We start from the raw sequence: 21,762 nt of genomic DNA, 5'->3' as shown, positions 1-21,762 counted from the left end.
GTGGCGCTATTGTACGCCAAGCAGATTTTAGAACGGTCGTGCTATTATTCTGTTTCACCCATTTCGAGGCAGGCACCATGATTCCATCCCGTTCCGACTTTATCGACGTGCGCGGCAAGCGTACCCACGTGCTGCACTGGGGGCGAGAAGGTGCGCCCAAGGTCTTCATGGTGCATGGCTGGATGGATGTGGGCGCCAGCTTCCAGTTCGTGGTCGACTGCCTGAAGGGCGACTGGCATGTGATCGCGCCGGACTGGCGCGGTTTTGGCCTGACCGAACGCAATGGCACGGATACCTACTGGTTCCCCGACTATGTGGCTGACCTGGATGCCATCCTGCGTCATTACCAGCCGGAGGGGGAAGTCAACCTGCTGGGCCACAGCATGGGCGGCAATGTTGTCAGTTTGTACGCGGGTGTGCGCCCGGAACGCATCCGCCGCCTGGTCAACCTGGAAGGCTTCGGCCTGAAAGCGACCGTGCCGGAGCAGGCGCCGTCGCGCATGCGCAAATGGCTCGATGAACTGCTGGTGGAGCCTGAAATGCGCACCTACGACTCGCAGGCGGCCGTGGCGGCTCGCCTGCAAAAAACCAACCCGCGCCTGTCGGACGAACGTGCCGCTTTCCTGGCCAGCCACTGGTCGGCCCAGAATGCCGACGGCCGCTGGGAAATCCTGGGCGACCCGGTGCACAAGCGCCCCGGCCCTTCGCTGTACCGCGTTGAAGAAGTGCTGGCCTGCTGGAAGAAAATCACGGCGCCGGTACTGTGGGTGGAGGCGGAAGACACCAATATGTGGCTGTGGATGGGCCCCAAGGACGAGGCGCGCGCCGAAATCGACCGCCGTCTGGGCCACCTGGCGCGGGTGACGCCGAAAATGATGCCCGATGCCGGCCATATGCTGCATCACGACCAGCCGGAAATGCTGGCGGAAATGCTGGAGGAATTCCTGGCCTGAGCTTTCAGCGTACAATGAAACCTTCGCAACATTGCAACCAGTATGCTGAACGTAGACCTCCATTGCCATTCGAACGTGTCCGACGGTGTGCTGCCCCCTGCGGCAGTGGCCGAGCATGCCCATAAGGCGGGCGTGAATGTCTGGGCCCTGACAGACCATGATGAAGTGGGCGGTGTCGCTGCTGCTCGCGCAGCCGCGCAGCTTTACGGGATGCGCTTCGTGACGGGAGTGGAAATTTCCATTACCTGGGCCAGTGAGACGGTGCATATCGTCGGCCTGCAAATCGATGAAAACAACCCCGCGCTGGTGAAGGGGCTGGAAGAGACCCGCTCGGGACGCGACAATCGCGGCCGCGAGATCGGGCGTCAGCTTGAGCTGGCGGGCATTCCTGGCGCCTATGAAGGCGCGCTGACTTACGTCGATAACCCGGCCTTGATGTCGCGCACGCACTTCGCCCGCTTCCTGGTGGAGCAGGGCGTTTGTTCGTCGGTGTCGGAAGTGTTCCGCAAGTACCTGTCGCCGGGCAAGCCGGGGTATGTTGAACATCGCTGGGCAACGCTGCAGGATGCAGTGGGCTGGATCCTGGGCGCGGGCGGGATCGCGGTGATTGCGCATCCGGGGCGCTATAAATTTACGCCGATGCAGGAAGGTATCCTGTTCGATGAGTTCAAGCAGCTTGGCGGGACGGCGATCGAGGTCGTCACCGGCTCGCATACGCCGGACCAATATCCGAAATATGCCAACCTGGCCAATAGCTATGGCTTTTTGGCTTCGCGCGGGACCGATTTCCATGCGCCAGGCGAGGCACGGGTAGATTTTCGCTTGCTGCCGCCGCTGCCTGGCAATGTGACGCCGGTGTGGCACGACTGGTTCTGAACTCGGGGGCTTGTAAATCCCTACTGCTGACCATAGATTAACGTTCGGTAAAGTTGTCCGGAGGCCCACTCTATGAAACGCATCATCCTTTTTATTGCCACCAACCTTGCGGTTGTCGTAGTACTGTCGATTGTCTTGTCGCTGCTGGGCATCGGACGCCCTGGCTCCGGCACCAGCATGGGCGGCTTGCTCGCGTTTTCCGTGGTGGTTGGCTTCACCGGCTCGATCATTTCGCTGCTGATGTCCAAGCCCATGGCCAAATGGTCGACCGGCGCGCGTGTCATCGAGCAGCCGCAGGATTCCACTGAGCAGTGGCTGGTCACTACCGTACATGCCCTGGCGGACAAGGCTGGGATCGGCCGCCCGGAAGTGGCCGTGTATGAAGGCGACGCCAATGCCTTTGCCACGGGCGCTTTCAAGAATGACGCGCTGGTGGCGGTTTCCACCGGCTTGCTGCAGTCGATGAACAAGGAAGAAGTCGAGGCTGTGCTGGGCCACGAGGTGGCGCACATCGCGAATGGCGACATGGTGACGCTCACCCTGATCCAGGGCGTGGTGAATACCTTCGTGGTGTTCCTCGCACGTATCGTCGGCTCGGTGGTGGACGGCATGCTGAACAAGGATGAAGAGCGCCGCGGCCCGGGGATTGGCTATATGGTCACCGTCTTCGTGTGCGAGCTGCTGTTTGGCCTGGTCGCCTCGATGATTGTTGCCTGGTTCTCGCGCCAGCGTGAATTCCGTGCTGATGCCGGTTCAGCGCGTTTGCTGGGTTCCACGGTGCCGATGCAGCATGCATTGGCGCGCCTGGGCGGCGTACATCCGGGCGAACTGCCGCAAGGGATGGCGGCATCGGGCATCACCTCGCCGAGTGGCTGGGCGGCGCTGTTCTCCAGCCATCCTCCGATTGAAGAACGCATCGCAGCCCTGCAACAGCTGCGCTAAAACATGACCCAATTCTTCCAGGTACACCCAGACAATCCGCAACTGCGCCTGATCAAGCAAGCGGCGCAAATCATCCACGGCGGGGGCATTGTCGCCCTGCCGACCGATTCCTGCTATGCGCTGGTGTGTCACCTGGACGATAAGGCGGCGGTGGAAAAGCTGCGCCGCATCCGCGGCATCGACGAGAAGCACCACCTGACCCTGTTATGCCGCGACCTGAGCGAGATCAGCACCTACGCCCGGGTCGACAACAAACAATTCCGCCTGATGAAGGCAGTGACGCCCGGCCCGTACACCTTCATCCTGGAAGCGACGCGCGAAGTGCCGCGCCGCCTGTCGCACCCCTCGCGCAAGACCATCGGCTTGCGGGTGCCGAAAAACACCATCACCGAAATGCTGATGGAAGAATTGGGGCAACCGCTGCTGGGCACCACACTGATCCTGCCGGATGACGACGAACCGCTCACCGACCCGGATATGGTGCTGGAGCGGCTTGGCAAGCAGGTCGAACTGGTGATTGACGGTGGCGCCTGCAGCTTCGAGCCGACCACCGTGGTGGACCTGACTGGCGACGAGCCAGAACTGATCCGGCGCGGCTGCGGCGACTGCGCCGCCCTCGGACTTTGAACCCTTCATTCCTCAATTCGCCCCCAGTGCAGGTGGCTGGCGGAGCGGTCGAAGCCCTCTGATAGAATCCCAGTTATGAACGATTTTGACCAGGTTATCCGCAACATTGCGGTCTACGCGATCCCTGTCCTATTTGCGATTTCTCTACACGAAGCTGCGCACGGTTATGTGGCCCGCTACTTTGGCGATAACACTGCCGAAAAGCTGGGCCGTCTGACACCAAATCCGATGCGTCATATTGACTTGTTCGGCACTATCATTTTGCCGGTTCTTCTTTTGCTGTCGCCGCTGAATATGGCATTCGGATACGCCAAGCCGGTCCCGGTCGACTTCAATCGCCTGCGCAATCCGAAGAAGCAAATGGGCTTTGTAGCCGCTGCAGGGCCTGCAGCTAATTTTGCAATGGGTCTCGGTTGGATGCTGTTGCTCGTGTTGATGATCAATTTGGGCGTAACCGAGCGTTTTCCGATTGAAGTGTGCAAGGCTGGTGTTATTGCGAACTCAGTTATGTGCGCCTTTAACCTGATCCCGATACCACCGCTTGATGGCGGCCGAATCGTGACTTCGCTGCTTCCACGCGACCTGGCGTATAAATTCGCCAGCATCGAGCGCTTGGGACCGATCATTTTCATCGGCATTATCCTCCTGCTGAACACCGGCCCATTCCGCGCTATGGTAGGAGCACTGGTGGGAATTGTGATGACCTTGATCGAACTGCCGTTCCGACCATTCCTGAGCTGACACCATGTACCCCGACCGCGTCGTTTCCGGCATGCGCCCGACGGGCAGCATGCACCTTGGCCACTACCATGGCGCGCTGAAGAACTGGATCAGGATGCAGTCCGAGCAGCCTTGCCTGTTCTTCGTGGCCGACTGGCACGCGCTGACCACGCATTACGACGACCCGTCCATCATCGAAAAATCCACCTGGGACATGCTGGTGGACTGGCTCGCCGCCGGTATCGACCCCACCCAGGCCACGCTGTTCATCCAGTCGAAAATCCCGGAGCACGCCGAGCTGCACCTGCTGCTGTCGATGGCCACGCCGCTCGGCTGGCTGGAGCGCGTGCCAACTTACAAGGACCAGATCGACAACCTGGCCAACAAGGACTTGCAAACCTATGGCTTCCTCGGTTACCCGCTGCTGCAGGCTGCCGACGTGCTGATCTACCGCGCCAGCGAAGTGCCGGTTGGCGACGACCAGGTGCCGCACGTCGAAATGATGCGCGAGATCGCGCGCCGCTTTAACCACCTGTACGGCAAAGAGAAGGGCTTCGAGGAAAAGGCGCAGGACGCGGTCAAGAAGCTGGGCAGCAAGCGTGCCAAGCTGTACAACGAATTGCGCACCGCCTATCAGCAAGAGGGTGACGACGCCGCACTGGAACAGGCGAAAGCCATGCTGGATGATGCGCAAAACCTGTCGATGATCGACCGCGAGCGCCTGTTCGGCTATCTCGAAGGCGCGCGCAAGCTGATCCTGGTTGAGCCGCAAGCGAAGCTGACTGAGGCCAGCCGCCTGCCGGGCCTGGACGGCCGCAAGATGTCCAAGAGCTACGGTAACGCGATCGCTCTGCGTGAGGACAAGGAATCGGTGACGAAGAAGATCCGCACCATGCCAACCGACCCTGCGCGCGTGCGCCGCACCGATGCGGGCGAGCCGGAGCGTTGCCCGGTGTGGCAATTCCACGTGGTGTATTCGGACGGCCCGACCCAGGAATGGGTGCAGAAGGGTTGCAAATCGGCCGGTATCGGCTGTATCGAATGCAAGCAGCCGGTCATCGATGCCATTGTCAAAGAGCAGGAGCCGATGCACGAGCGTGCGCAGCCTTACCTGGACGACCCGTCCCTGGTGCGCGCCATCGTGGCGGACGGCAATGAAGCAGCGCGCAAGTTGGCGCAGGAAACGATGCGCGATGTGCGCGAAGCAATGGGATTGAGTTATGGCTGATGTTTTAACCCCACCTTCAGCTTGGGTGGAACGATTTGCGCCGCTGGTGCCCAATGGCGAGGTATTGGACCTGGCTTGCGGCAGCGGGCGCCACTCGCGCCACCTGGCTGCGCTTGGCCACGCCGTGGTGGCGGTGGATCGCGACGGGGAGGCGCTGGCTGCCGCGGCCGGCGCCGGCATCGTCACCAGCCAGATCGACCTGGAAGAGGAGGGCGCCTGCTGGCCCTTTGGCCCGGCGCGCTTTGCCGGCATCGTCGTTACCAACTACCTGCACCGTCCGCTACTGGCCGATATGCTGGGCAGCCTGGCGCCGAACGGCATGCTGATTTACGAGACTTTCGCCGATGGCAATGCGGCCTTCGGCAAACCATCAAACCCGGCCTTTTTGTTACAGCCGGGAGAATTGTTGGAATTGGCTAGAATGCATGGTTTGCGTGTCATCGCATTCGAAGATGGCGTCGTTAATACTCCGAAACCGGGCATGGTGCAGAGGATTTGTGCCGTGAAAGGGGAGTTTCCAAGGGAGGCGGCGCTGTTGCCGTCATTTTGAGCGACCAAAATGCACCACGGGTGCAGGGTATGCTCTACAATCGTCGTTTTAATTCTTATTGCAATTGGTTTCCTATGATTAAGGGTAGCATTGTAGCAATCGTAACCCCGATGCACGCGGACGGCAGCCTCGACTATCCAGGCCTGAACGCGCTGATCGACTGGCATATCGCCGAAGGCACGGACGCCATTGTCATCGTCGGCACCACCGGCGAATCCGCCACTGTCAGCGTGGCCGAGCATTGCGAGCTGATCAAGGCTGCCGTGGAGCGCGTTGGCGGCCGTATCCCGGTGATCGCCGGTTCCGGCGGCAATTCCACCGCGGAAGCCATCGAGCTGACCCGTTTCGCCAAGAACGCCGGCGCCGACGCCTCGCTGCAAGTGGTTCCTTACTACAACCGCCCAACCCAGGAAGGCATGTACCAGCACTTCAAGGCCATCGCTGAAGCGGTGGACCTGCCGGTGATCCTGTACAACGTACCGGGCCGCACCGTTGCCGACATGAGCAATGACACCATCCTGCGCCTGGCCAAGATCAAGAACATCATCGGCGTCAAGGACGCGACCGGCAATATCGCCCGCGGCTACGACCTGCTGCGCCGCGCGCCGGCCGATTTCGCTGTGTATTCCGGCGACGATCCGACCGCCATCGCCCTGATGATGGCCGGCGGCAAGGGTAATATCTCGGTGACGGCCAATGTGGCGCCGCGCCAGATGCACGAGCTGTGCGAAGCCGCGATGGCTGGCGATGCCGCCAAGGCAACTGCCATCAACAACCAACTGCTCCCGCTGCATCAGCACCTGTTCATCGAACCGAACCCGGTGCCGGTCAAGTGGGCGCTGGCGGAAATGGGCAAGATGCCGAATGGTATCCGCCTGCCGCTGGTGTCGCTGGCAGAGCAGTATCACGAGACCGTCCGCGCTGCCCTGCGTGAATCCGGTGTGCTGAACTAATCTTCTTTTTCACATGACTATTCGCAAGATCGTTTCCCAGACCCCGCAGCGCGGGCTCGTCGTTGGCGCCCTGATGCTGAGCCTGACCGGTTGCGGCATGGTGCAGTCCGTTGTCGGCGAAACCAAGGTAGATTACAAATCGGCCAAGAAGGCCAGCACGCTGGACGTGCCGCCGGACCTGACCCAGCTGTCGAAGGACAACCGCTATTCGCTGCCAAGCAATGACCGCGGCGTGGCGACTGCTTCCGGCTACCAGGCTGCGCGCGGAACCACCCCAGGCGCAGCGGCAAGCAGCAACGAAGTGGCGAGCACCGGCAACAGCGCCGTGCGCGTCGAGCGTTCCGGCAACCAGCGCTGGCTGGTGGTGCAGCAGACCCCCGAAGCCCTGTGGCCGCAGCTGAAAACGTTCTGGGAAGAGTCGGGCTTCACCTTGGCGGTGGATGATGCCACTGCCGGCGTGATGGAAACCGAATGGAATGAAAACCGCGCCAAGATCCCGCAGGACTTCATCCGCAGCACGATCGGCAAGGTCTTCGACGGCCTGTACTCGAGCGGCGAGCGCGACAAGTACCGCACCCGCCTGGAGCGCAATCCAGCCGGCGGAACCGAGATCTACATCAGCCATCGTGGCACCAAGGAAGTCGTGACCGGCGCGCAGAACGAGTCGACCATGTGGACCAACCGCAATAGCGACCCGAACCTGGAAGCGATCTTCCTGGCCAAGCTGATGACCAAGCTGGGTGGCACGACCGACGAGGCGACCGCGCGTACTTCGGTCGACAATGCGGCAGTCCAGGCGCAGCACGCCGTGCTGGTGGGCGAGGGCGCCGATGCCTTCATCAAGACCGACGAAGGCTTCGAGCGTACCTGGCGCCGCGTGGGCCTGGCGCTGGACCGTGCCGGCTTCACCGTGGAAGACCGCGACCGCGTGCAGGGTGTGTACTTCGTGCGCTTCGTGAACGATGCCACCGATACCCGCGGCTGGTTCAGCAAGCTGTTCAGCTTCGGCGCATCGGATAAAGAGAAGGAAGCGCAGCGCTATCGCATCTCGGTGCGTTCGGATTCGGTCAACACCACCCAGGTTTCGGTGTGGAATAACCAGAACAAGCCAGAAGCTTCGCCGGTCGGGCAGAAAATCCTGACCCTGCTGCAAGAGCAGCTGAAATAAGGGTGGAAGCCAATAAATCAAAAGCCGGCGCAAGCCGGCTTTTTTATTAAAAGTCGGGGTCAGGTCTGGCAATCGGACATTAATGTCCGATTGCCAGACCTGACCCCGACTTTCATAAAACTATAGGCGAAAAAAAACCAGCCCGAAGGCTGGTTTTTTTCCCTGCGCAGGAATTACTTAGCAGCAGCGGAAGCAGCGGAAGCAGCAGCCGAAGCAGCCGAAGCAGCTGCGGAAGCAGCAGCAGCAGCGTCGGTAGCAGCGGAAGCGGCAGCAGCAGCAGCGTCAGCGGCTGGAGCAGCAGCAGGAGCAGCTGCGTCAGCTGCTGGAGCTGCAGGAGCGGCTGCTGGAGCAGCTGCTTCTGGGGTTGCTACTGGAGCAGCAGGAGCTTCTTCTTTCTTGGAGCAAGCAGCCAGGGCAACAGCCAGCAGGGAGGCGATCAGCAGGGATTTTTTCATTTGTTTTCCTTAAATAACAACAAAAATTAAACAATGTTGCGATGAATAATTACCGGTAATTATCGCTCGTACGGCGTTTCGTCGGCCCTTCCAACCTTCAGAAAAAGGTCGACCAGACACGGAAACACACCGGATATTATAGCGTTTTCTGCTGCGTCGCAATAGCAAATCGGGCGGTTTACACAACTATTTTGCGAAAGCGCAATATTTTTTTCCCGCGCCGATCTGCTGGCAACTGCAGCGATTACCGTCATACCTCGAACCGCAGCATTTTACATTTTTCCGGCTTACAATCCAGTCGTTCCTGGTCTCAGGCCCGGCTGGGTTTCGGCCCAGATAGCTTCATAACGCTCCAAACTGGTTTGGGTTGACGATGGAGCATCAAAATCCGCTTCGCCACGGAAGTGGTCGCAATGGAAGCGGCGCACGATGTGCACGCCGTCCGCCACGCAGAAGGAATCGGTCAGGGTGCTGATGCTGCGGCTGGTCAGGCGGCATTCAATCTGGTGGCTGTAATCTTCCAGCAGCTTCAGGAAGCGCGGTTCATTGCGCTCCAGATGGCCATTGCTGTGGGCGACCAGCTGGATGCGGCCTTTGTGCTGCAGGAAGTGGCGCAGCAGGGCGTCAGTCTTCGAATGGCCCAGCTGCCACCAGGCATAGTCCGGGTCGAACATCTGCAGCGTCAGGCGGCCTCGGGAGATGCAGTCCAGTAGCAGGGACTGGAATTGGGTACGATTGTCAAAAAGCTGCTTCTCCATGCTATCTCCGATTATTTGTTCAGTTCCAGCCAGCCGTCGGTGTACCAGGCGAAGAGCGCTTCCAGCACGTCTTCGGAAGCTGCGGCCACTGCTGCGCCGTCCAGGCCGCGGGTATTGGCCAGGGTTTCCAGCGTCGCCTTGTCGGACTTGTTCATGGCAAAGGACTCGCCGTTGATGAAGACATTCTTGCCGCGATAAAGCATTTGCGTCTTGCGCGAGAGGGAAACGCCTTTTTTCTCAGCTGATTGCTGGAATTTGCCGGCAGTTAGCGGCTTTTCAAGGGGCTGGAAGAAGACGTTATGCTTTGGTTCGGACAGGTACTCGCCGAGGAAAATGGCGAAATCGTCTTCGGTGAAGCTGACCTTGTTCAATTCGTCGGCCAGTTTGCCCAGCATGGCTTTCGGGATTTCAGCAGGTTTGCTGGTCGGCTCCAGGTCCGGGTCCGCATAACGGCCCGGCAGGTCGATGGAGTCGGCCATGAATTGCAGGAAGGCTTCGCCCAGTTCCTGGTAGGACGGGGAGCGGAACCCGATCGAATAGGTCTGGCAGTCGCCGATTGCTTCGCCATCGTGGGCGTAGTGCGGCGGCAGGTAGAGCATGTCGCCCGGTTCCAGAACGAATTCCTCGGTGGCCTTGAATTTCTTCAGGATCTTCAGCGGCAGGCCTTCGACCAGGGTCAGGTCCTTCTGCGCGCTGATCTTCCAGCGGCGCTGGCCTTCGGCCTGCAGCAGGAACACGTCGTAGGAATCGAAGTGGGGGCCGACGCCGCCGCCATCGGTGGCGAAGCTCACCATCAGGTCGTCCAGGCGCGCATCGGGCAGGAAGCGGAACTGGCGCAGCAGCGCATCCGCCTGGTCGTCCTGCAGGTTGACGCCCTGTACCAGCATGGTCCATGCGCGTTCTTTGCGCGAAGGCAGTTCTTTCAGGGGGCCGTGCTGCATGTCCCAGCTACCGTCTTTCTTGGTGACCAGGCGGCTTTCCACGTAGTCCTTGGTGGCCAGTTCAGCCAGCTTGTCGAAAGGCAGCAGGGGTTTGAAGCCGGGAATGGCCTGGCGGATCAGCAGCGGCTTCTTGTGCCAGTAATCGCGCAGGAATTGTTCGGGCGTGATGTCGCCCAGGAGTGTCAGTTTTTTCATGGGGCCGATTATAGCAAGCGGTATAATCCTTCCAGCTTAGATATGAAAGGAAGCTCAATGAAGATCGCCAAGAATACCGTTGTGACGGTGGAGTACAAACTGTCCGACGCACAGAACAATCTGATCGAAGACGGTCGCCAGCCTATGGTCTACCTGCACGGTGGCTACGAGAACACCCTGCCGAAAATCGAAGAAGAACTGGACGGCAAGGAAAACGGCTACGCCACCACGATCCAGATTGAACCGGAAGACGCCTTTGGCGATTACGATCCGAACCTGCTGAAAGTGGAAGAGCGTGCGCGCCTGCCGGAGCCGCTGGAAATCGGCATGCAGTTCGAAGGCCTGCCTGAAGGCGGCGAAGACGATGACGCAATGATTTTCACCGTGACTGAAATCGCCGAAGATAAAGTGGTCCTGGACGGCAACCATCCGCTGGCCGGCATGGCCCTGCGCTTCGAGCTGAAAGTGATCGACGTGCGCGCCGCCACCGAAGAAGAAATCGCCCACGAGCACGTGCATGGCCCGCATGGCCATCACCACCACGACGGCGACGATGAAGGCGACGATGGCGAGGAAGGCGATCACTTCCGCAGCCACCCGATCCACTAAGGTCCCAAGCCCCGCACAGCGGGGCTTTTTTACGTCACTCGCTGCCCAGGACGAACAGCGCCGCACTGCCCGGTATCACGCGCAGCGTGACCCATTCGGCACCCAACGCGAGATGGCCGACGTTCTTGTTCCATTCGATTGCCGGGGCGGCCTTGTCCTGCTTGCGGTTATCCACCAGCAGCAACTGCCCCGGATATTTGTCGGCCTGCGAGCGCACGATGCGGCGGATTTCGGTAAAGCCGTCGCGCTTTTGCGCCAGCCGTTCAAAAAAACCTTGTTCCACATGGGCGCCGATGTCGCCATCCATCACCAGCACGATGCCGGCGATATTCTTGCGCTTGGCGTGCAGGAAGGCGCGGTGCAGCCAGCCGCGGTTGGCCACCATGCGGTCTTCATATTCGCTGTTGCGGCCCGCTTCGACCAGGTAGTGGTTGTTCCTGGCCGGCACGTTGAGGGTGACGAACAGGACGTTCTCGTACTCCCAATACGTGTTTTCGGCGTAGTCGCGGAACTTGGCGATGCTGGACTGGCGGTTCAGCGGCAGCTTGCCCTTGCCGAGTGCTTCGGGCTCGCGGAAGAACAGTTCGCGAATGCGGTTGAGGCGTTCGATGGCGTTCGACTTGCCATTCGAATTGCGGCACTCGGTCCAGTCGCTGCCTGCCGGCAGCAACACCAAGGGGCGCTCGGCGCTGCTCATCAGGTCGCGGCGCTCCTGGTACAGGCTGTCGGAACAGGGCTCACTGGCGGACTTGAGGCCAGTGGCAATCAGGAATGCGGGCTCGTTGCGGCTTGCTTCCGCCAGCATGCGGCGGAACTCGGCGTCGCCTTCGCCCTTGGGGAAGTTGTGGCCGAGCAGGGCGAACGAGAATTCGCCTTTGCGTGGCGCGGCCTTGTCGTTGCGTGCCATCGCCGCAGGCATGGCAAGCATGGCGGCGGCCAGCGCGGCCCCACCGGCCAGCGAACTTAGGACGAGCCGCCGTTTCATGCCTGCGCCAGGCGCTTGAGCTGGTACAGGCGGTCCAGCGCTTCGCGCGGAGTCATGGCGTCCGGATCGATGTCGTCCAGCGCTGCCAGCAGTTCCTCGGCACGTGGATCGGCCGCAGGAGCAGCCGCGGGCGCCGCGTCGTCGTTAGCATCGGCCACCGGCGCGGCGAACAGGTCGAGTTGCGGCGTGGCGTCCAGCGCTTGCGCTTCCAGGCGCGCCAGGTGCTTGCGGGCGGCCTTGATCACCGGCTGCGGCACGCCGGCCAGCTGCGCCACCTGCAAGCCGTAGCTTTGCGAGGCCGGGCCGTTCTGCACCGCGTGCAGGAAGACGATGGAATCCTTGTGCTCCACGGCAGACAGGTGGACGTTGGCGGCGGTCGGATGCGCTTCCGGCAACTGGGTCAGTTCGAAGTAGTGGGTCGCGAACAGGGTGAAGCTGCGGCTGCTTTCGATCAGGTGGCGCGCAATCGCCCACGCCAGCGCCAGGCCGTCGAAGGTCGAGGTGCCGCGGCCGATTTCGTCCATCAGCACCAGCGAATGCTCGGTGGCGCCGTTCAGGATGGTCGCTGCTTCCGTCATCTCCACCATGAAGGTGGAACGGCCGCCGGCCAGGTCGTCGGTCGCGCCGATACGGGTGAACACGCGGTCGATCGGGCCGATGGTGGCGCTGGCGGCCGGCACATAGCTGCCCACGTAGGCCAGAAGGGTAATCAGGGCGACCTGGCGCATGAAGGTCGATTTACCGCCCATGTTCGGGCCGGTGATCAGCAGCAGGCGGCGGTCGGCCATGAATTTGCAGTCGTTGGCTATGAAGCGCTCGATCTGGTTTTCCACCACCGGGTGGCGGCCTTCCACGATATGGATGCACGGCTCGGCCACCAGGTTCGGTGCGCACCAGTTGTTGCGCAGCGCGTGTTCGGCCAGTGCACACAAGGTGTCGACCTGGGCCAGGGCCTGGGCGATGGACTGCAGCGGGCCGATGAACGGGGCCAGGGCGGCCAGCAGCTCGTCGTACAGCATCTTCTCGCGCGCCAGGGCGCGGTCCTGTGCCGACAGGGCTTTGTCTTCAAAGGCCTTCAGTTCCGGCGTGATGTAACGCTCGCAGTTCTTCAGGGTCTGGCGGCGGCGGTAGTCTTCCGGCACCTTGTCTGCCTGGCCGTTGGTGACTTCGATGTAGAAGCCGTGCACGCGGTTGTATTCGACGCGCAGGTTGGCGATGCCGGTGCGTTCGCGTTCGCGGGTTTCCAGGTCGACCAGGAACTGGCCGGCGTTTTCGGACAGGCCGCGCAGTTCGTCCAGCTCCGCATCGTAGCCGCGCGCGATCACGCCGCCGTCGCGCACCATGGTGGCCGGTTCCGGCATGATGGCGCGCACCAGCAGGTCCACGCATTCCTTCGGTTCATTCAAGCCGAAGTGCAGCTTGGCCAGCAGGCCTTGCGCATTGTCGTGGCCCAGGGCGCGCAGCATGGCGTGCTGCAGTTTCGGCAGTTGCTGCAGGCCGTCGCGCAGGGCCGACAGGTCGCGCGGGCGTGCCGACAGCAGGGCCACGCGGGTGGTGATGCGTTCGATATCCGGCACCTGCGCCAGGTGGTAGGCCAGCGAGCCTGTGGTGTCGTGCTGCATCAGGGCTGCGATGGCGTCGTGGCGCGCGCGCGCCACGGCCTGGTCGCGCTTCGCATGGTGCAGCCAGTGGCGCAGCAGGCGCGAACCCATGGCGGTGCGGCAGTGGTCCAGCAGCGAGAACAGGGTAGGCGATTCCTGGCCGCGAATGGTTTCCGTCAGCTCCAGGTTGCGGCGCGTTGCGGCGTCCAGGCCGATGTATTCGTTTTCCGTTTCGCAGGAAAGGCTCTTGACGTGCTGCAGGCCGCGGCCCTGGGTCGATTGCGCATAGCGCAGCAGGGCGCCGGCTGCACCGAATGCCGCGCCCAGGCCTTCGGCGCCAAAGCCGGTCAGGGTGGCGACAGCCAGCTGGTCGAGCAGGGCCTTGTGGCCGTGCACCACGTCGAAGTGCCAGGCCGGCACGTTGTTGACGTGGCAGATCGCGATGTCGTCGAACATGTCGGCGTCGTCGCCGCGCAGGATTTCAGCCGGCGCGATGCGCTCCAGCTCCTGTCCCAGGCGCGTGTTGACGCTGCGCTGGTCGCCGGAGAATTCCATCAGGCGCAGCGCACCGGAGGCCAGCGACAGCCAGGCCAGGCCGCAAGTGACCACCTTGCGGTTGCTGATCATGGTCATGGCCAGCAGTGGGCGCTCCGACTTTTCCGGCAGCAGGTCCGAATCGGTCAGGGTGCCCGGCGTGACCACGCGCACCACCTTGCGCTCGACCGGGCCCTTGGCCAGTGCCGGGTCGCCGATCTGCTCCGCGATCGCACAGGACTCGCCGACCTTGACCAGCTTGGCCAGGTAGCCATCCAGCGAATGGAAAGGCACGCCCGCCATCTTGATCGGCACGCCGTTCTGGGTGCCGCGCGCCGTCAGCGTAATGCCCAGCACGCGCGACGCCTTCTCGGCATCGTCGAAGAACAGCTCGTAAAAATCGCCCATGCGGTAGAACACCAGCATGTTCGGGTAATCGGCCTTGATGCGCAGGTACTGCTGCATCATTGGCGTGACTTTTTCGGCCGGGCTGTTCTTGACGGCGTCAGGATTGATTTCTGAGGGCAGGGTGGTCATTTTTCGGAATTTCGTTCGGGCGTCGCGCCGGGCGCGGTAAAACGTTGCATTTTACCCCACGGGGCGGGTGTGCGACAGCCGCCCGGTTTCATAGATAAACCGCTCTAATGATGCATTCTGGCAACGTATTGTGCGGGACTTCTTGCCCAAATGCAGTTAAACTTCCGTCAAATTATTTTTCGGCAAGATATGTTCTGCTGCTTAAGGAATCCTTGTGAAACGTGTATTCAATAATCGCAACAGCGGTTTTACCCTGATCGAAGCCCTCATCACGATGGCCATCATCGCCATCCTCGCGGCCGTGGCGTTGCCATCTTATAAAGACTATATCATTCGCGGCCACATTCCGCAGGCCACCAATGGATTGTCGGACATGCGCATCAGACTGGAACAGTTCTTCCAGGACACCCGTACCTACGCCGGCGCCTGCGCCGATGGGGCAGCAGCGGCACCGCCGACGAGCCCTGATTTCACCTTTACCTGCACCATCGCTGCCGACGGCATGAGCTATCAATTGAAGGCCACAGGCAAGGGGCCGATGGCCGGTTTTACCTATGAGCTGAACGAGGCTAATGCCAAGAAGACGACGGCGCCGACCGGATGGACTGGTTCCGACTCGTGCTGGGTAACCGCCAAGGGCGGGCGCTGCTGATGCGTAAGCAAAATGGCGTGACCCTGATCGAGTTGTTGGTGGCCATCAGCGTGCTCGGCATCCTGCTGGCGCTCGCAATGCCGAGTTTTTCCCGCATGATCCAGGATGCGCAAAACCGGACTGCCGCGGAATCCGTGCTGAACGGTTTGCAACTGGCGCGCACCGAAGCCCTGCGGCGCAGCACGCAGGTGCGCTTCAGCCTGACCGACGCGGATGGCAAGGTGGCCTGGACGGTTGGCTGCGTGAACGCCAACCTCTGTCCGGCGGAGATCCAGAAACGCGCGCCGGAAGAAGGCGGCGGCAACGCACGGGTTGGCGTCACCACCGATGCCCTTCCGCGACCGCTCAAGCCTGACACCTTTGCCGGTGTGCTGGCTGCCGGCGCCGGCCTCGACAAGACCGCCGTGGTCACGTTCGACAGTTTCGGACGGGTTAGCGCTGCCGCAGGCACCGAAATCAGCCGCATTGACGTTACCAACGCCAAGGCCAGTTACGCGCGCCGCTATGTGGTGACGGTTGGCTCCGGCGGCCAGGTTCGCATGTGCGATCCGGACAGCAAACTGAATGGCACCCCCCAGGGCTGTACTTAAGGAGTAATCCCATGATTCGCAATTTAACACCTGGCCGCCAGGATGGCATCGTATTGCTTGAAGCGTTGGCGGCCATCCTGGTTTTCTCGTTCGGCATTCTTGCCTTCCTCTGGATGCAAGCCTCGGCGACGCGCCAGGTTACCGACTCCAAGTACCGCCTGGAGGCCAGCTTTGCTGCCAACCAGATATTGGGCGAGATGTGGGTGCATCCCGACGACTGGACCGCCTACGTGGGAACTGACGTGCCGGTGACAACCCTGCCAGCGGGCAAGCGTACGGTGGCGCTCAACGGCAGGCAGGTGACCGTCACCATCAGCTGGAAAAGTCCTGGCGAATCCAAGGCCCACAGCTACCAGGCGGTGGCGCAGATCAACGGATGAGGAAAATGATGCAGAGCTCCCAGAGAGGCTTTACGATGGTCGAGATCATGGTGGGTCTCGTCGTCGGCATGTTGGGCACCTTGATCGTGGCCCAGGCCTTCACCAATAACGAAGCGCGCAAGCGCACCACCACCAGCGGCGGCGACGCCCAGGCCAATGGCGCGATTGCGCTGTACATGCTGGAGCGCGATACCAAGATGGCTGGCTGGGGCATGACCGCCAGCCCCAAATCCTACGTCGGCTGCAGCAACATCTTTGCCTATTGCGACAAAAGCGCGGACTGCGGCGGCAAGGAAGGCGCGCTGACCGATGTGAATTTTGCGCCGGCATTGATCAAGGATGGCGGCGATGGGCCGGACAGCATTTCGGTCCAGTATTTTGCCGATCCAAGCCAGTCCTCTTATCAGCCATCCGGCAGCACTACGATACGCAGGGCGATGCCGCAGCCGTCGGCAGAACTGGACGTGGGCAATGCCGCTGTCTGCCAGGATGGCGACCTTGCGCTGGTATCGCAGGCAGGCAACTGCACCATCATGAAGATCACCGAGGTCCAGGCCCAAGCCTCGAAGCTGCAGCATAATTCTGGCGCTGGCGGAAGCTACAATCCGCCGGCATCGTATTTCGAAAGCGGAGCGAATGCCTGGCCGAAATATCCCGCAGGCGCGAGCGTCACTTGTTTCAAGCCGGCCAATGGCCACCCGATTTTCCGCAAGACCTACTCGGTCAATACTGCCACCAAGCAGCTGGAACGCAGCGATAACTCGCAAGCGCCGGCCGTCACGAATGAGCTGGTCATGTCCGAAGTGGTGGACATGCAGGCTGAGTATGGCGTCGCCCCGGCGGGCAGCCAGACGATTGACACCTGGGTCAGCGCCGCCTCCTCGCCATGGAAGGAACCTTCCTGGACCGACTGGCAGCGCATCAAGGCGATCCGCGTTGCCATGGTCACGCGTGGTGTCCAGTATGAGCGGCCCAAGAGCGCCGACAAAGGTTGCACAGCGACCACCGCCTTGTCGTCCAGCTGGGCCGCATTCAAAACTGATAAATATCCAAGCGACTGGGGTTGCTACCGTTATCGCGTGTTTGAAACGGTCATCCCGCTGCGTAACGTGATCTGGGGGAAAATATGAAATCCGTAGTCATTTCCGCGTGGCGCCGCCAGCAGGAGGGGGTGGCCCTGATCATGGCGCTCATCGTGCTGGTGGCCATGACCCTGGCCGGGCTGGCCATGATGCGCTCGGTCGATGGCTCGTCCCTGGTTGCCGGCAACCTGGCGTTCAAGCAGAGTGCGTCCATCAGCGCCGACGCCGGCGTGGAGGCGGCCATTGCTTGGCTGCATGGCAACCCCAAGTTACTTAACGAGGACCATGACAGCGAGGGTTATTCGGCCAGCAGCCAGGACGACCTGGACCTGACAGGTAATAACACGGTGGACGCAGACGATGACCTCGACTGGAGCAAAGCCACGCTCGTCAAGAAACTGCCGGTCGACTCGGCCGGCAACCAGGTGTCCTACGTGATCCACCGCATGTGTCAAACGGCTGGTGTGCTGGATCCGGCCATTTGCGCCAGCACGCCTCGCGATACGGCAGGGGGGCCGACTGACGACAGCGTTGGCATTCTGCTTCCGATGCTGACTTACCAGACATCGCCAGGCAACAGCAGCAACGGTCGTTCGTCACCGTTTGGACTGTACCGGATCACGGTGCGGGTTGCCGGGCCGCGTTCCAACGTCAGCTTCGTGCAGGCAATTATTTCACAATGAGTATGCGAGACCTATCAATGAGGCCACTCTTTAAACAATTGATGCTGGCGGCACTGTTCACCGGCAGCGTGCTGGGCGCCGCCTTGTCGCGTGCTGCCAGCACCGACCTGGCAGACAAGCCGTTGGCAAACTCCACCACCGTGCAGCTCTTGCCTAACATCATGCTCGACCTGGACAACTCGGGCAGCATGCTGTGGAGCTACATGCCCGACTATGTGCGCGTGCAGTCGAACGGCAGCTACCTGACGTTTTGCCGTTACTCCAATGGCAGCCTGGCAGTGATCTGCCATGACGGTGATCCGCCTTTTGCGGCCAGCGCTTTCAACAAGGTCTACTACAACCCGGCGGTGCGTTATGACTGGCCGACCACGGCCGACGGCAAACGCCTGGCCGATGCGACCACTGAGCACCGGACTGAATACTTGGCGCCATGGTCGAACATCCCGAGCGACGGCTATGGCATCCAGGATATCGATAAGACGTATTCGGAACCGCTGTATAGAGAGTACCCTTGCGGGGTCACCAATCCCTATACAGGGCGAACCATCGATTGCAAGTCGCAGGGGCCTAACGAGACCGTCAATTTGCAGACGTACGGCAGCGTGAAAGCCAGCTATCCCGATCGTGTCTGGTGCCCTGATTCGTCGTCCAAGGAAAAGGACTGCAAGCGTGCAGTCGAGGGGACCAGCTACGCCTATCCGACCGGAGATTACTCGGTTGCGAAGGAAGTGAAGGGCGCGCCCTATTACTACAATGTGACCGTCAAATGGTGCACGGATAATTCCGCCACAAATTGTGCGGACCTGCGTGACAACACTTACAAGACCGTTGTGTTCGGCAAATGGGAACGGGTCGACATTGTTCCGACCCGTAGCAGCTACCCGAAAGCGCCCACGCGCACCGATTGCCCCGGCGTCAGCTGCAGCTACGATAACGAGATGACCAATTTCGCGACGTGGTATGCCTGGTACCGGACCCGGACCCAGATGACCAAGACGGCCATTGGCCTGGCATTCAAGGACGTACGGGGAAATCCCAAGTCGATGGCGGAAGACAAGACCGACCCAAGCTATTTCCATACGCGCCTTGGGATGATGACGATCGATAACAAGACCATTGCAGTGCCGATCGCGCCTTTTGAGGGTGTGCACAAGCAGACCTTCTTTGACGAACTGTACAAGCTCTACCCCAATACCAGCACGCCATTGCGTAACGCCCTGAACGAGGTCGGCCGTCTGTACAAGTTTGGCAAGAACGACGCGTTCCCGGATGGGAAAAATGACCCGATCGAGGCTGCTTGCCAACGCAACTTCGTCATCCTGGCAACGGACGGCTACTGGAACGGGAATCAGGCGCTCTACACTGACGACCCAAAGAGCACGCTGTTGAAGGACCAGGACGGCGACATCAAAAAAGCGCCGCGGCCGTCATACGCGCCATACAAAGCCGGTGACGGTACCAGGAACAACCCAGGTGACCAGGTGTCGTTGGCTGACATTGCGTTTTACTACTACAACAACGACCTGCGTCCGGACATGGAGAACATCGTCCCCAGCGCCGGCGGCAACAAGAACATCAACGATGTCGCCAACCACCAGCACATGACCACCTTTACCCTTGGCCTGGGCGTGGATGGTACGCTGGCTTACAGCAAGGACTACAAGACTGCAAAGACGGGCGACTACTATAAGATCCTGCAAGGGGGCACCAAGGAATGGCCAGCACCATTGCCTAACGACCCGACCGCGATCGACGACTTATGGCATGCCGCCGTCAGCGGCCGTGGAAGCTATTTCAGTGCCAAGGACCCGACCACCTTGCAGGAAAGCCTGCACCAGGCCTTGGGCAGTATCGGCCAGTCGGACGGCAGCGGCGCAGCCGCGGCGACCAGTAACCTGAACCCGGTCGAAGGCGATAATTTCATCTATCTGGCGAATTATCGAACCCAGCTCTGGGATGGCGAGCTGAGCGCCTATGCGATCAACGTCCAGACCGGCGAAATTACCGGCGACCCGAAGTGGCAGGCTGGGACGCTGCTGCGTAGCAGGTTCGCGTCGGACGGCAGCGACAGCCGTACCATCTGGACCTCGGACGCCAGCAACAGGCTGGTGCCATTCAAGGCCGCAAACTTGGATAAGAGCCAGTTGGCGTTCTTCTCGAAGTCGGTGCAGCGGTCGCTGAGCCAATTTAAGAATTGGACCAGCAAGCAAGTCGAAGCGGCTGATGAAACGACCCTGGTGAACTTCCTGCGCGGCCAGGATCCATTGGACAAGGATGGCATGCGCCTGTACCGCGAGCGCGACAAGGTGCTTGGCGACTTCATCCATTCGCAGCCAATCTACGTCAAGAATCCGCCGTTCGGCTTCCTGGACGAGGGCTACGCCGCGTACACGAAAACGGACCGGGACGCCATCGTCTACGCTGCCGCCAACGATGGCATGCTGCACGCCTTTGATGCAAAAACCGGTGAAGAGCGCTGGGCTTACATTCCGCCGATGGTGCTGCCGGACCTGTGGCAGCTGGCCAACAAGGATTACGCCGATCGCCACCGCTACTACCTGGACGGCGCGATCATCGTGTCCGACGTCAAGATCGGCAAGGAGTGGATGACTATCCTGATCGGCGCGATGGGCAAGGGCGGCCGCGGTTACTATGCGCTTGACATCACCAACCCCAAGCAGCCGCCGAAAGTATTGTGGACCTACACGGCTGACGACAACCCTAACCTGGGGTACAGCTTTGGCCCTGCGCAAGTGACCAAGCTCGAAGGCAAATGGGTGGCGGTGCTGACCTCCGGCTACAACAACATCGCGGAAAACGGCAAGTATGACGGCGATGGACAGGGCCACGTGTTCATCCTTGACCTGGCCGATCCGAAGAATGTCGTGGATATCTCCACCGGCGCCGGTGATAGGCTGAACCCAAGCGGGCTGGCGCGCATCAATATTGCCGCTGTAAAGGACTTCTACACGGACAACACGGAAGACAGGGCTTACGGTGGTGACCTGCAGGGCAATCTGTGGCGTTTCAACCTGAAGCAGCGCACCGCCACCAAGGTGATGGAACTGGGTAACACCCGGCCGATCACGGCTGCACCGGACCTGACCCGTCGCGGCGACGGCACCATCATCGTGTATTTCGGCACAGGGCGCTTCCTGGGCGCCTCCGACCTGGTGGTTCCCGAGGGGAGCATGCCTACGCAAATCGTTGCCGCCGTCAAGGATGTGGTGACGGACGGCCCAATCAAGCTGGAATCGCTGGCCGTTCAGACCATGGATCAAGGCGCGGATACCCGCAAGGGCACCACGGATAAAGCGGTTGACTGGGACAAGGACAAGGGCTGGTACCTTGAATTGCCAAGCAAGGGCGAGCGCGTTGCCATCGACCCGCATGTGTTTGACGGCATTTTCCTTGTGCCGAGCGTGGTGCCAACAGCGTCGGCTTGCCAGCCTGGTGGTTACAGCTGGTTGTACCAGTTCAGCACCGCGGGTGCCAAACGCGATGTGCCCGTCGGCACCAGGCTGGTGTCGCCTGTGGTCGGCACGACCCTCAGCAGGCTGTCGAACGACAAGGCGGTGGTCTTCGCCATTACTGCCGACGGCAAGCGTCCGAAGTCGATTCCATTGAATACCCCGTCGCACAGCGGGGGCGGCGACGGTGACTCAAACAATGGCGAGCCTGTCACCAGGCGACTGCAGTGGCGTGAACTGGTCAAGTAATACCCGGGCGGCAGGCAGGGCGAA

At 61.0% G+C, this 21,762-nt stretch carries 21 protein-coding genes; 16 read left to right on the top strand and 5 right to left on the bottom strand.

Annotated elements, in window-relative coordinates; all coding sequences use genetic code 11:
- The first annotated feature begins 77 nt into the window (after positions 1-77).
- From ACN9MW_RS24225 to bamC, 9 genes are all read left to right on the top strand, one after another.
- On the top strand, positions 78-953 hold the full coding sequence (locus tag ACN9MW_RS24225) for an alpha/beta fold hydrolase (protein WP_426163538.1): 876 nt from the start codon (positions 78-80) through the stop codon (positions 951-953).
- Between the two features lie 42 nt (positions 954-995).
- Complete coding sequence (locus ACN9MW_RS24220) at positions 996-1,829, top strand: 3',5'-nucleoside bisphosphate phosphatase (RefSeq protein ID WP_426163536.1); 834 nt, start codon at positions 996-998, stop codon at positions 1,827-1,829.
- Between the two features lie 72 nt (positions 1,830-1,901).
- Complete coding sequence (htpX, locus tag ACN9MW_RS24215) at positions 1,902-2,771, top strand: protease HtpX (protein WP_426163534.1); 870 nt, start codon at positions 1,902-1,904, stop codon at positions 2,769-2,771.
- Between the two features lie 3 nt (positions 2,772-2,774).
- Positions 2,775-3,398, top strand: a complete 624-nt coding sequence (locus ACN9MW_RS24210; RefSeq protein ID WP_426163532.1) for an L-threonylcarbamoyladenylate synthase — start codon at positions 2,775-2,777, stop codon at positions 3,396-3,398.
- A gap of 75 nt (positions 3,399-3,473) precedes the next feature.
- Positions 3,474-4,139, top strand: a complete 666-nt coding sequence (locus ACN9MW_RS24205) for a site-2 protease family protein (RefSeq protein WP_426163530.1) — start codon at positions 3,474-3,476, stop codon at positions 4,137-4,139.
- Between the two features lie 4 nt (positions 4,140-4,143).
- Positions 4,144-5,346 (top strand): tryptophan--tRNA ligase, encoded by a 1,203-nt coding sequence (locus ACN9MW_RS24200; RefSeq protein ID WP_426163528.1) that lies wholly within the window; start codon positions 4,144-4,146, stop codon positions 5,344-5,346.
- Positions 5,339-5,896, top strand: a complete 558-nt coding sequence (locus tag ACN9MW_RS24195; RefSeq protein ID WP_426163526.1) for a class I SAM-dependent methyltransferase — start codon at positions 5,339-5,341, stop codon at positions 5,894-5,896. The genes ACN9MW_RS24200 and ACN9MW_RS24195 overlap by 8 nt, the downstream gene beginning before the upstream one ends.
- A gap of 74 nt (positions 5,897-5,970) precedes the next feature.
- Positions 5,971-6,849 carry a 4-hydroxy-tetrahydrodipicolinate synthase gene (gene dapA, locus ACN9MW_RS24190; RefSeq protein ID WP_426163524.1) on the top strand — a complete coding sequence of 293 codons (879 nt, stop codon included), beginning with the start codon at positions 5,971-5,973 and terminating at the stop codon, positions 6,847-6,849.
- Positions 6,850-6,862: 13 nt separating this feature from the next.
- A complete protein-coding gene (bamC, locus tag ACN9MW_RS24185) occupies positions 6,863-8,017 on the top strand; it encodes an outer membrane protein assembly factor BamC (RefSeq protein ID WP_426163522.1) in 1,155 nt (384 codons plus the stop codon).
- 173 nt (positions 8,018-8,190) lie between these two features.
- Here the strand turns inward: bamC and ACN9MW_RS24180 are convergent, their stop codons facing one another.
- The 3 genes from ACN9MW_RS24180 to ACN9MW_RS24170 all read right to left on the bottom strand — a co-directional run bounded on the left by ACN9MW_RS24180 (position 8,191) and on the right by ACN9MW_RS24170 (position 10,366).
- Positions 8,191-8,472 carry a hypothetical protein gene (locus ACN9MW_RS24180; RefSeq protein ID WP_426163520.1) on the bottom strand — a complete coding sequence of 94 codons (282 nt, stop codon included), beginning with the start codon at positions 8,470-8,472 and terminating at the stop codon, positions 8,191-8,193.
- 287 nt (positions 8,473-8,759) lie between these two features.
- Positions 8,760-9,230, bottom strand: a complete 471-nt coding sequence (locus ACN9MW_RS24175; RefSeq protein ID WP_426163518.1) for a hypothetical protein — start codon at positions 9,228-9,230, stop codon at positions 8,760-8,762.
- 11 nt (positions 9,231-9,241) lie between these two features.
- Complete coding sequence (locus tag ACN9MW_RS24170; protein WP_426163516.1) at positions 9,242-10,366, bottom strand: JmjC domain-containing protein; 1,125 nt, start codon at positions 10,364-10,366, stop codon at positions 9,242-9,244.
- Positions 10,367-10,423: 57 nt separating this feature from the next.
- On the opposite strand from ACN9MW_RS24170, the gene ACN9MW_RS24165 reads away from it, so the two are divergent.
- Complete coding sequence (locus ACN9MW_RS24165) at positions 10,424-10,975, top strand: FKBP-type peptidyl-prolyl cis-trans isomerase (protein ID WP_426163514.1); 552 nt, start codon at positions 10,424-10,426, stop codon at positions 10,973-10,975.
- 34 nt (positions 10,976-11,009) lie between these two features.
- On the opposite strand, the gene ACN9MW_RS24160 is transcribed toward ACN9MW_RS24165, so the two are convergent.
- On the bottom strand, positions 11,010-11,960 hold the full coding sequence (locus tag ACN9MW_RS24160) for a hypothetical protein (RefSeq protein WP_426163512.1): 951 nt from the start codon (positions 11,958-11,960) through the stop codon (positions 11,010-11,012).
- The gene (gene mutS / locus ACN9MW_RS24155) at positions 11,957-14,632 is read right to left on the bottom strand and encodes a DNA mismatch repair protein MutS (RefSeq protein WP_426163510.1); all 2,676 of its coding nucleotides are present in this window, start codon (positions 14,630-14,632) and stop codon (positions 11,957-11,959) included. Before mutS ends, ACN9MW_RS24160 begins: the two co-directional genes overlap by 4 nt.
- A 214-nt stretch (positions 14,633-14,846) precedes the next feature.
- Here mutS and ACN9MW_RS24150 point away from each other — a divergent pair, with 214 nt between their 5' ends.
- From ACN9MW_RS24150 to ACN9MW_RS24125, 6 genes are read left to right on the top strand one after another with little or no spacing between them, the layout of a single operon-like run.
- Entirely contained in the window at positions 14,847-15,284 is a 438-nt protein-coding gene (locus ACN9MW_RS24150) for a type IV pilin protein (RefSeq protein ID WP_426163508.1), read from the top strand.
- Positions 15,284-15,874, top strand: a complete 591-nt coding sequence (locus tag ACN9MW_RS24145; protein WP_426163506.1) for a GspH/FimT family pseudopilin — start codon at positions 15,284-15,286, stop codon at positions 15,872-15,874. The genes ACN9MW_RS24150 and ACN9MW_RS24145 overlap by 1 nt, the downstream gene beginning before the upstream one ends.
- A gap of 11 nt (positions 15,875-15,885) precedes the next feature.
- Positions 15,886-16,254, top strand: a complete 369-nt coding sequence (locus ACN9MW_RS24140; protein WP_426163504.1) for a type IV pilus modification PilV family protein — start codon at positions 15,886-15,888, stop codon at positions 16,252-16,254.
- 5 nt (positions 16,255-16,259) lie between these two features.
- Entirely contained in the window at positions 16,260-17,384 is a 1,125-nt protein-coding gene (locus tag ACN9MW_RS24135) for a PilW family protein (protein WP_426163502.1), read from the top strand.
- Positions 17,381-18,019, top strand: coding sequence for a pilus assembly PilX family protein (locus tag ACN9MW_RS24130; protein WP_426163500.1), 639 nt, complete (start codon positions 17,381-17,383; stop codon positions 18,017-18,019). Before ACN9MW_RS24135 ends, ACN9MW_RS24130 begins: the two co-directional genes overlap by 4 nt.
- Positions 18,020-18,036: 17 nt before the next feature.
- On the top strand, positions 18,037-21,738 hold the full coding sequence (locus tag ACN9MW_RS24125; RefSeq protein WP_426163498.1) for a pilus assembly protein: 3,702 nt from the start codon (positions 18,037-18,039) through the stop codon (positions 21,736-21,738).
- The last annotated feature ends 24 nt before the right edge of the window (positions 21,739-21,762 follow it).

This window comes from Pseudoduganella sp. R-34 (genome assembly GCF_049904655.1).
Lineage (GTDB): Bacteria > Pseudomonadota > Gammaproteobacteria > Burkholderiales > Burkholderiaceae_D > Rugamonas.
This window is presented reverse-complemented; position numbering and strand designations above follow the sequence as displayed.

Bases quoted from the DNA above. Each gene is read 5' to 3' on its own strand.
- ACN9MW_RS24225 (WP_426163538.1), top strand. From the start codon at position 78: ATGATTCCATCCCGTTCCGACTTTATCGACGTGCGCGGCAAGCGTACC.
- ACN9MW_RS24220 (WP_426163536.1), top strand. From the start codon at position 996: ATGCTGAACGTAGACCTCCATTGCCATTCGAACGTGTCCGACGGTGTG.
- htpX (WP_426163534.1), top strand. From the start codon at position 1,902: ATGAAACGCATCATCCTTTTTATTGCCACCAACCTTGCGGTTGTCGTA.
- ACN9MW_RS24210 (WP_426163532.1), top strand. From the start codon at position 2,775: ATGACCCAATTCTTCCAGGTACACCCAGACAATCCGCAACTGCGCCTG.
- ACN9MW_RS24205 (WP_426163530.1), top strand. From the start codon at position 3,474: ATGAACGATTTTGACCAGGTTATCCGCAACATTGCGGTCTACGCGATC.
- ACN9MW_RS24200 (WP_426163528.1), top strand. From the start codon at position 4,144: ATGTACCCCGACCGCGTCGTTTCCGGCATGCGCCCGACGGGCAGCATG.
- ACN9MW_RS24195 (WP_426163526.1), top strand. From the start codon at position 5,339: ATGGCTGATGTTTTAACCCCACCTTCAGCTTGGGTGGAACGATTTGCG.
- dapA (WP_426163524.1), top strand. From the start codon at position 5,971: ATGATTAAGGGTAGCATTGTAGCAATCGTAACCCCGATGCACGCGGAC.
- bamC (WP_426163522.1), top strand. From the start codon at position 6,863: ATGACTATTCGCAAGATCGTTTCCCAGACCCCGCAGCGCGGGCTCGTC.
- ACN9MW_RS24180 (WP_426163520.1), bottom strand. From the start codon at position 8,472: ATGAAAAAATCCCTGCTGATCGCCTCCCTGCTGGCTGTTGCCCTGGCT.
- ACN9MW_RS24175 (WP_426163518.1), bottom strand. From the start codon at position 9,230: ATGGAGAAGCAGCTTTTTGACAATCGTACCCAATTCCAGTCCCTGCTA.
- ACN9MW_RS24170 (WP_426163516.1), bottom strand. From the start codon at position 10,366: ATGAAAAAACTGACACTCCTGGGCGACATCACGCCCGAACAATTCCTG.
- ACN9MW_RS24165 (WP_426163514.1), top strand. From the start codon at position 10,424: ATGAAGATCGCCAAGAATACCGTTGTGACGGTGGAGTACAAACTGTCC.
- ACN9MW_RS24160 (WP_426163512.1), bottom strand. From the start codon at position 11,960: ATGAAACGGCGGCTCGTCCTAAGTTCGCTGGCCGGTGGGGCCGCGCTG.
- mutS (WP_426163510.1), bottom strand. From the start codon at position 14,632: ATGACCACCCTGCCCTCAGAAATCAATCCTGACGCCGTCAAGAACAGC.
- ACN9MW_RS24145 (WP_426163506.1), top strand. From the start codon at position 15,284: ATGCGTAAGCAAAATGGCGTGACCCTGATCGAGTTGTTGGTGGCCATC.
- ACN9MW_RS24140 (WP_426163504.1), top strand. From the start codon at position 15,886: ATGATTCGCAATTTAACACCTGGCCGCCAGGATGGCATCGTATTGCTT.
- ACN9MW_RS24135 (WP_426163502.1), top strand. From the start codon at position 16,260: ATGATGCAGAGCTCCCAGAGAGGCTTTACGATGGTCGAGATCATGGTG.
- ACN9MW_RS24130 (WP_426163500.1), top strand. From the start codon at position 17,381: ATGAAATCCGTAGTCATTTCCGCGTGGCGCCGCCAGCAGGAGGGGGTG.
- ACN9MW_RS24125 (WP_426163498.1), top strand. From the start codon at position 18,037: ATGAGGCCACTCTTTAAACAATTGATGCTGGCGGCACTGTTCACCGGC.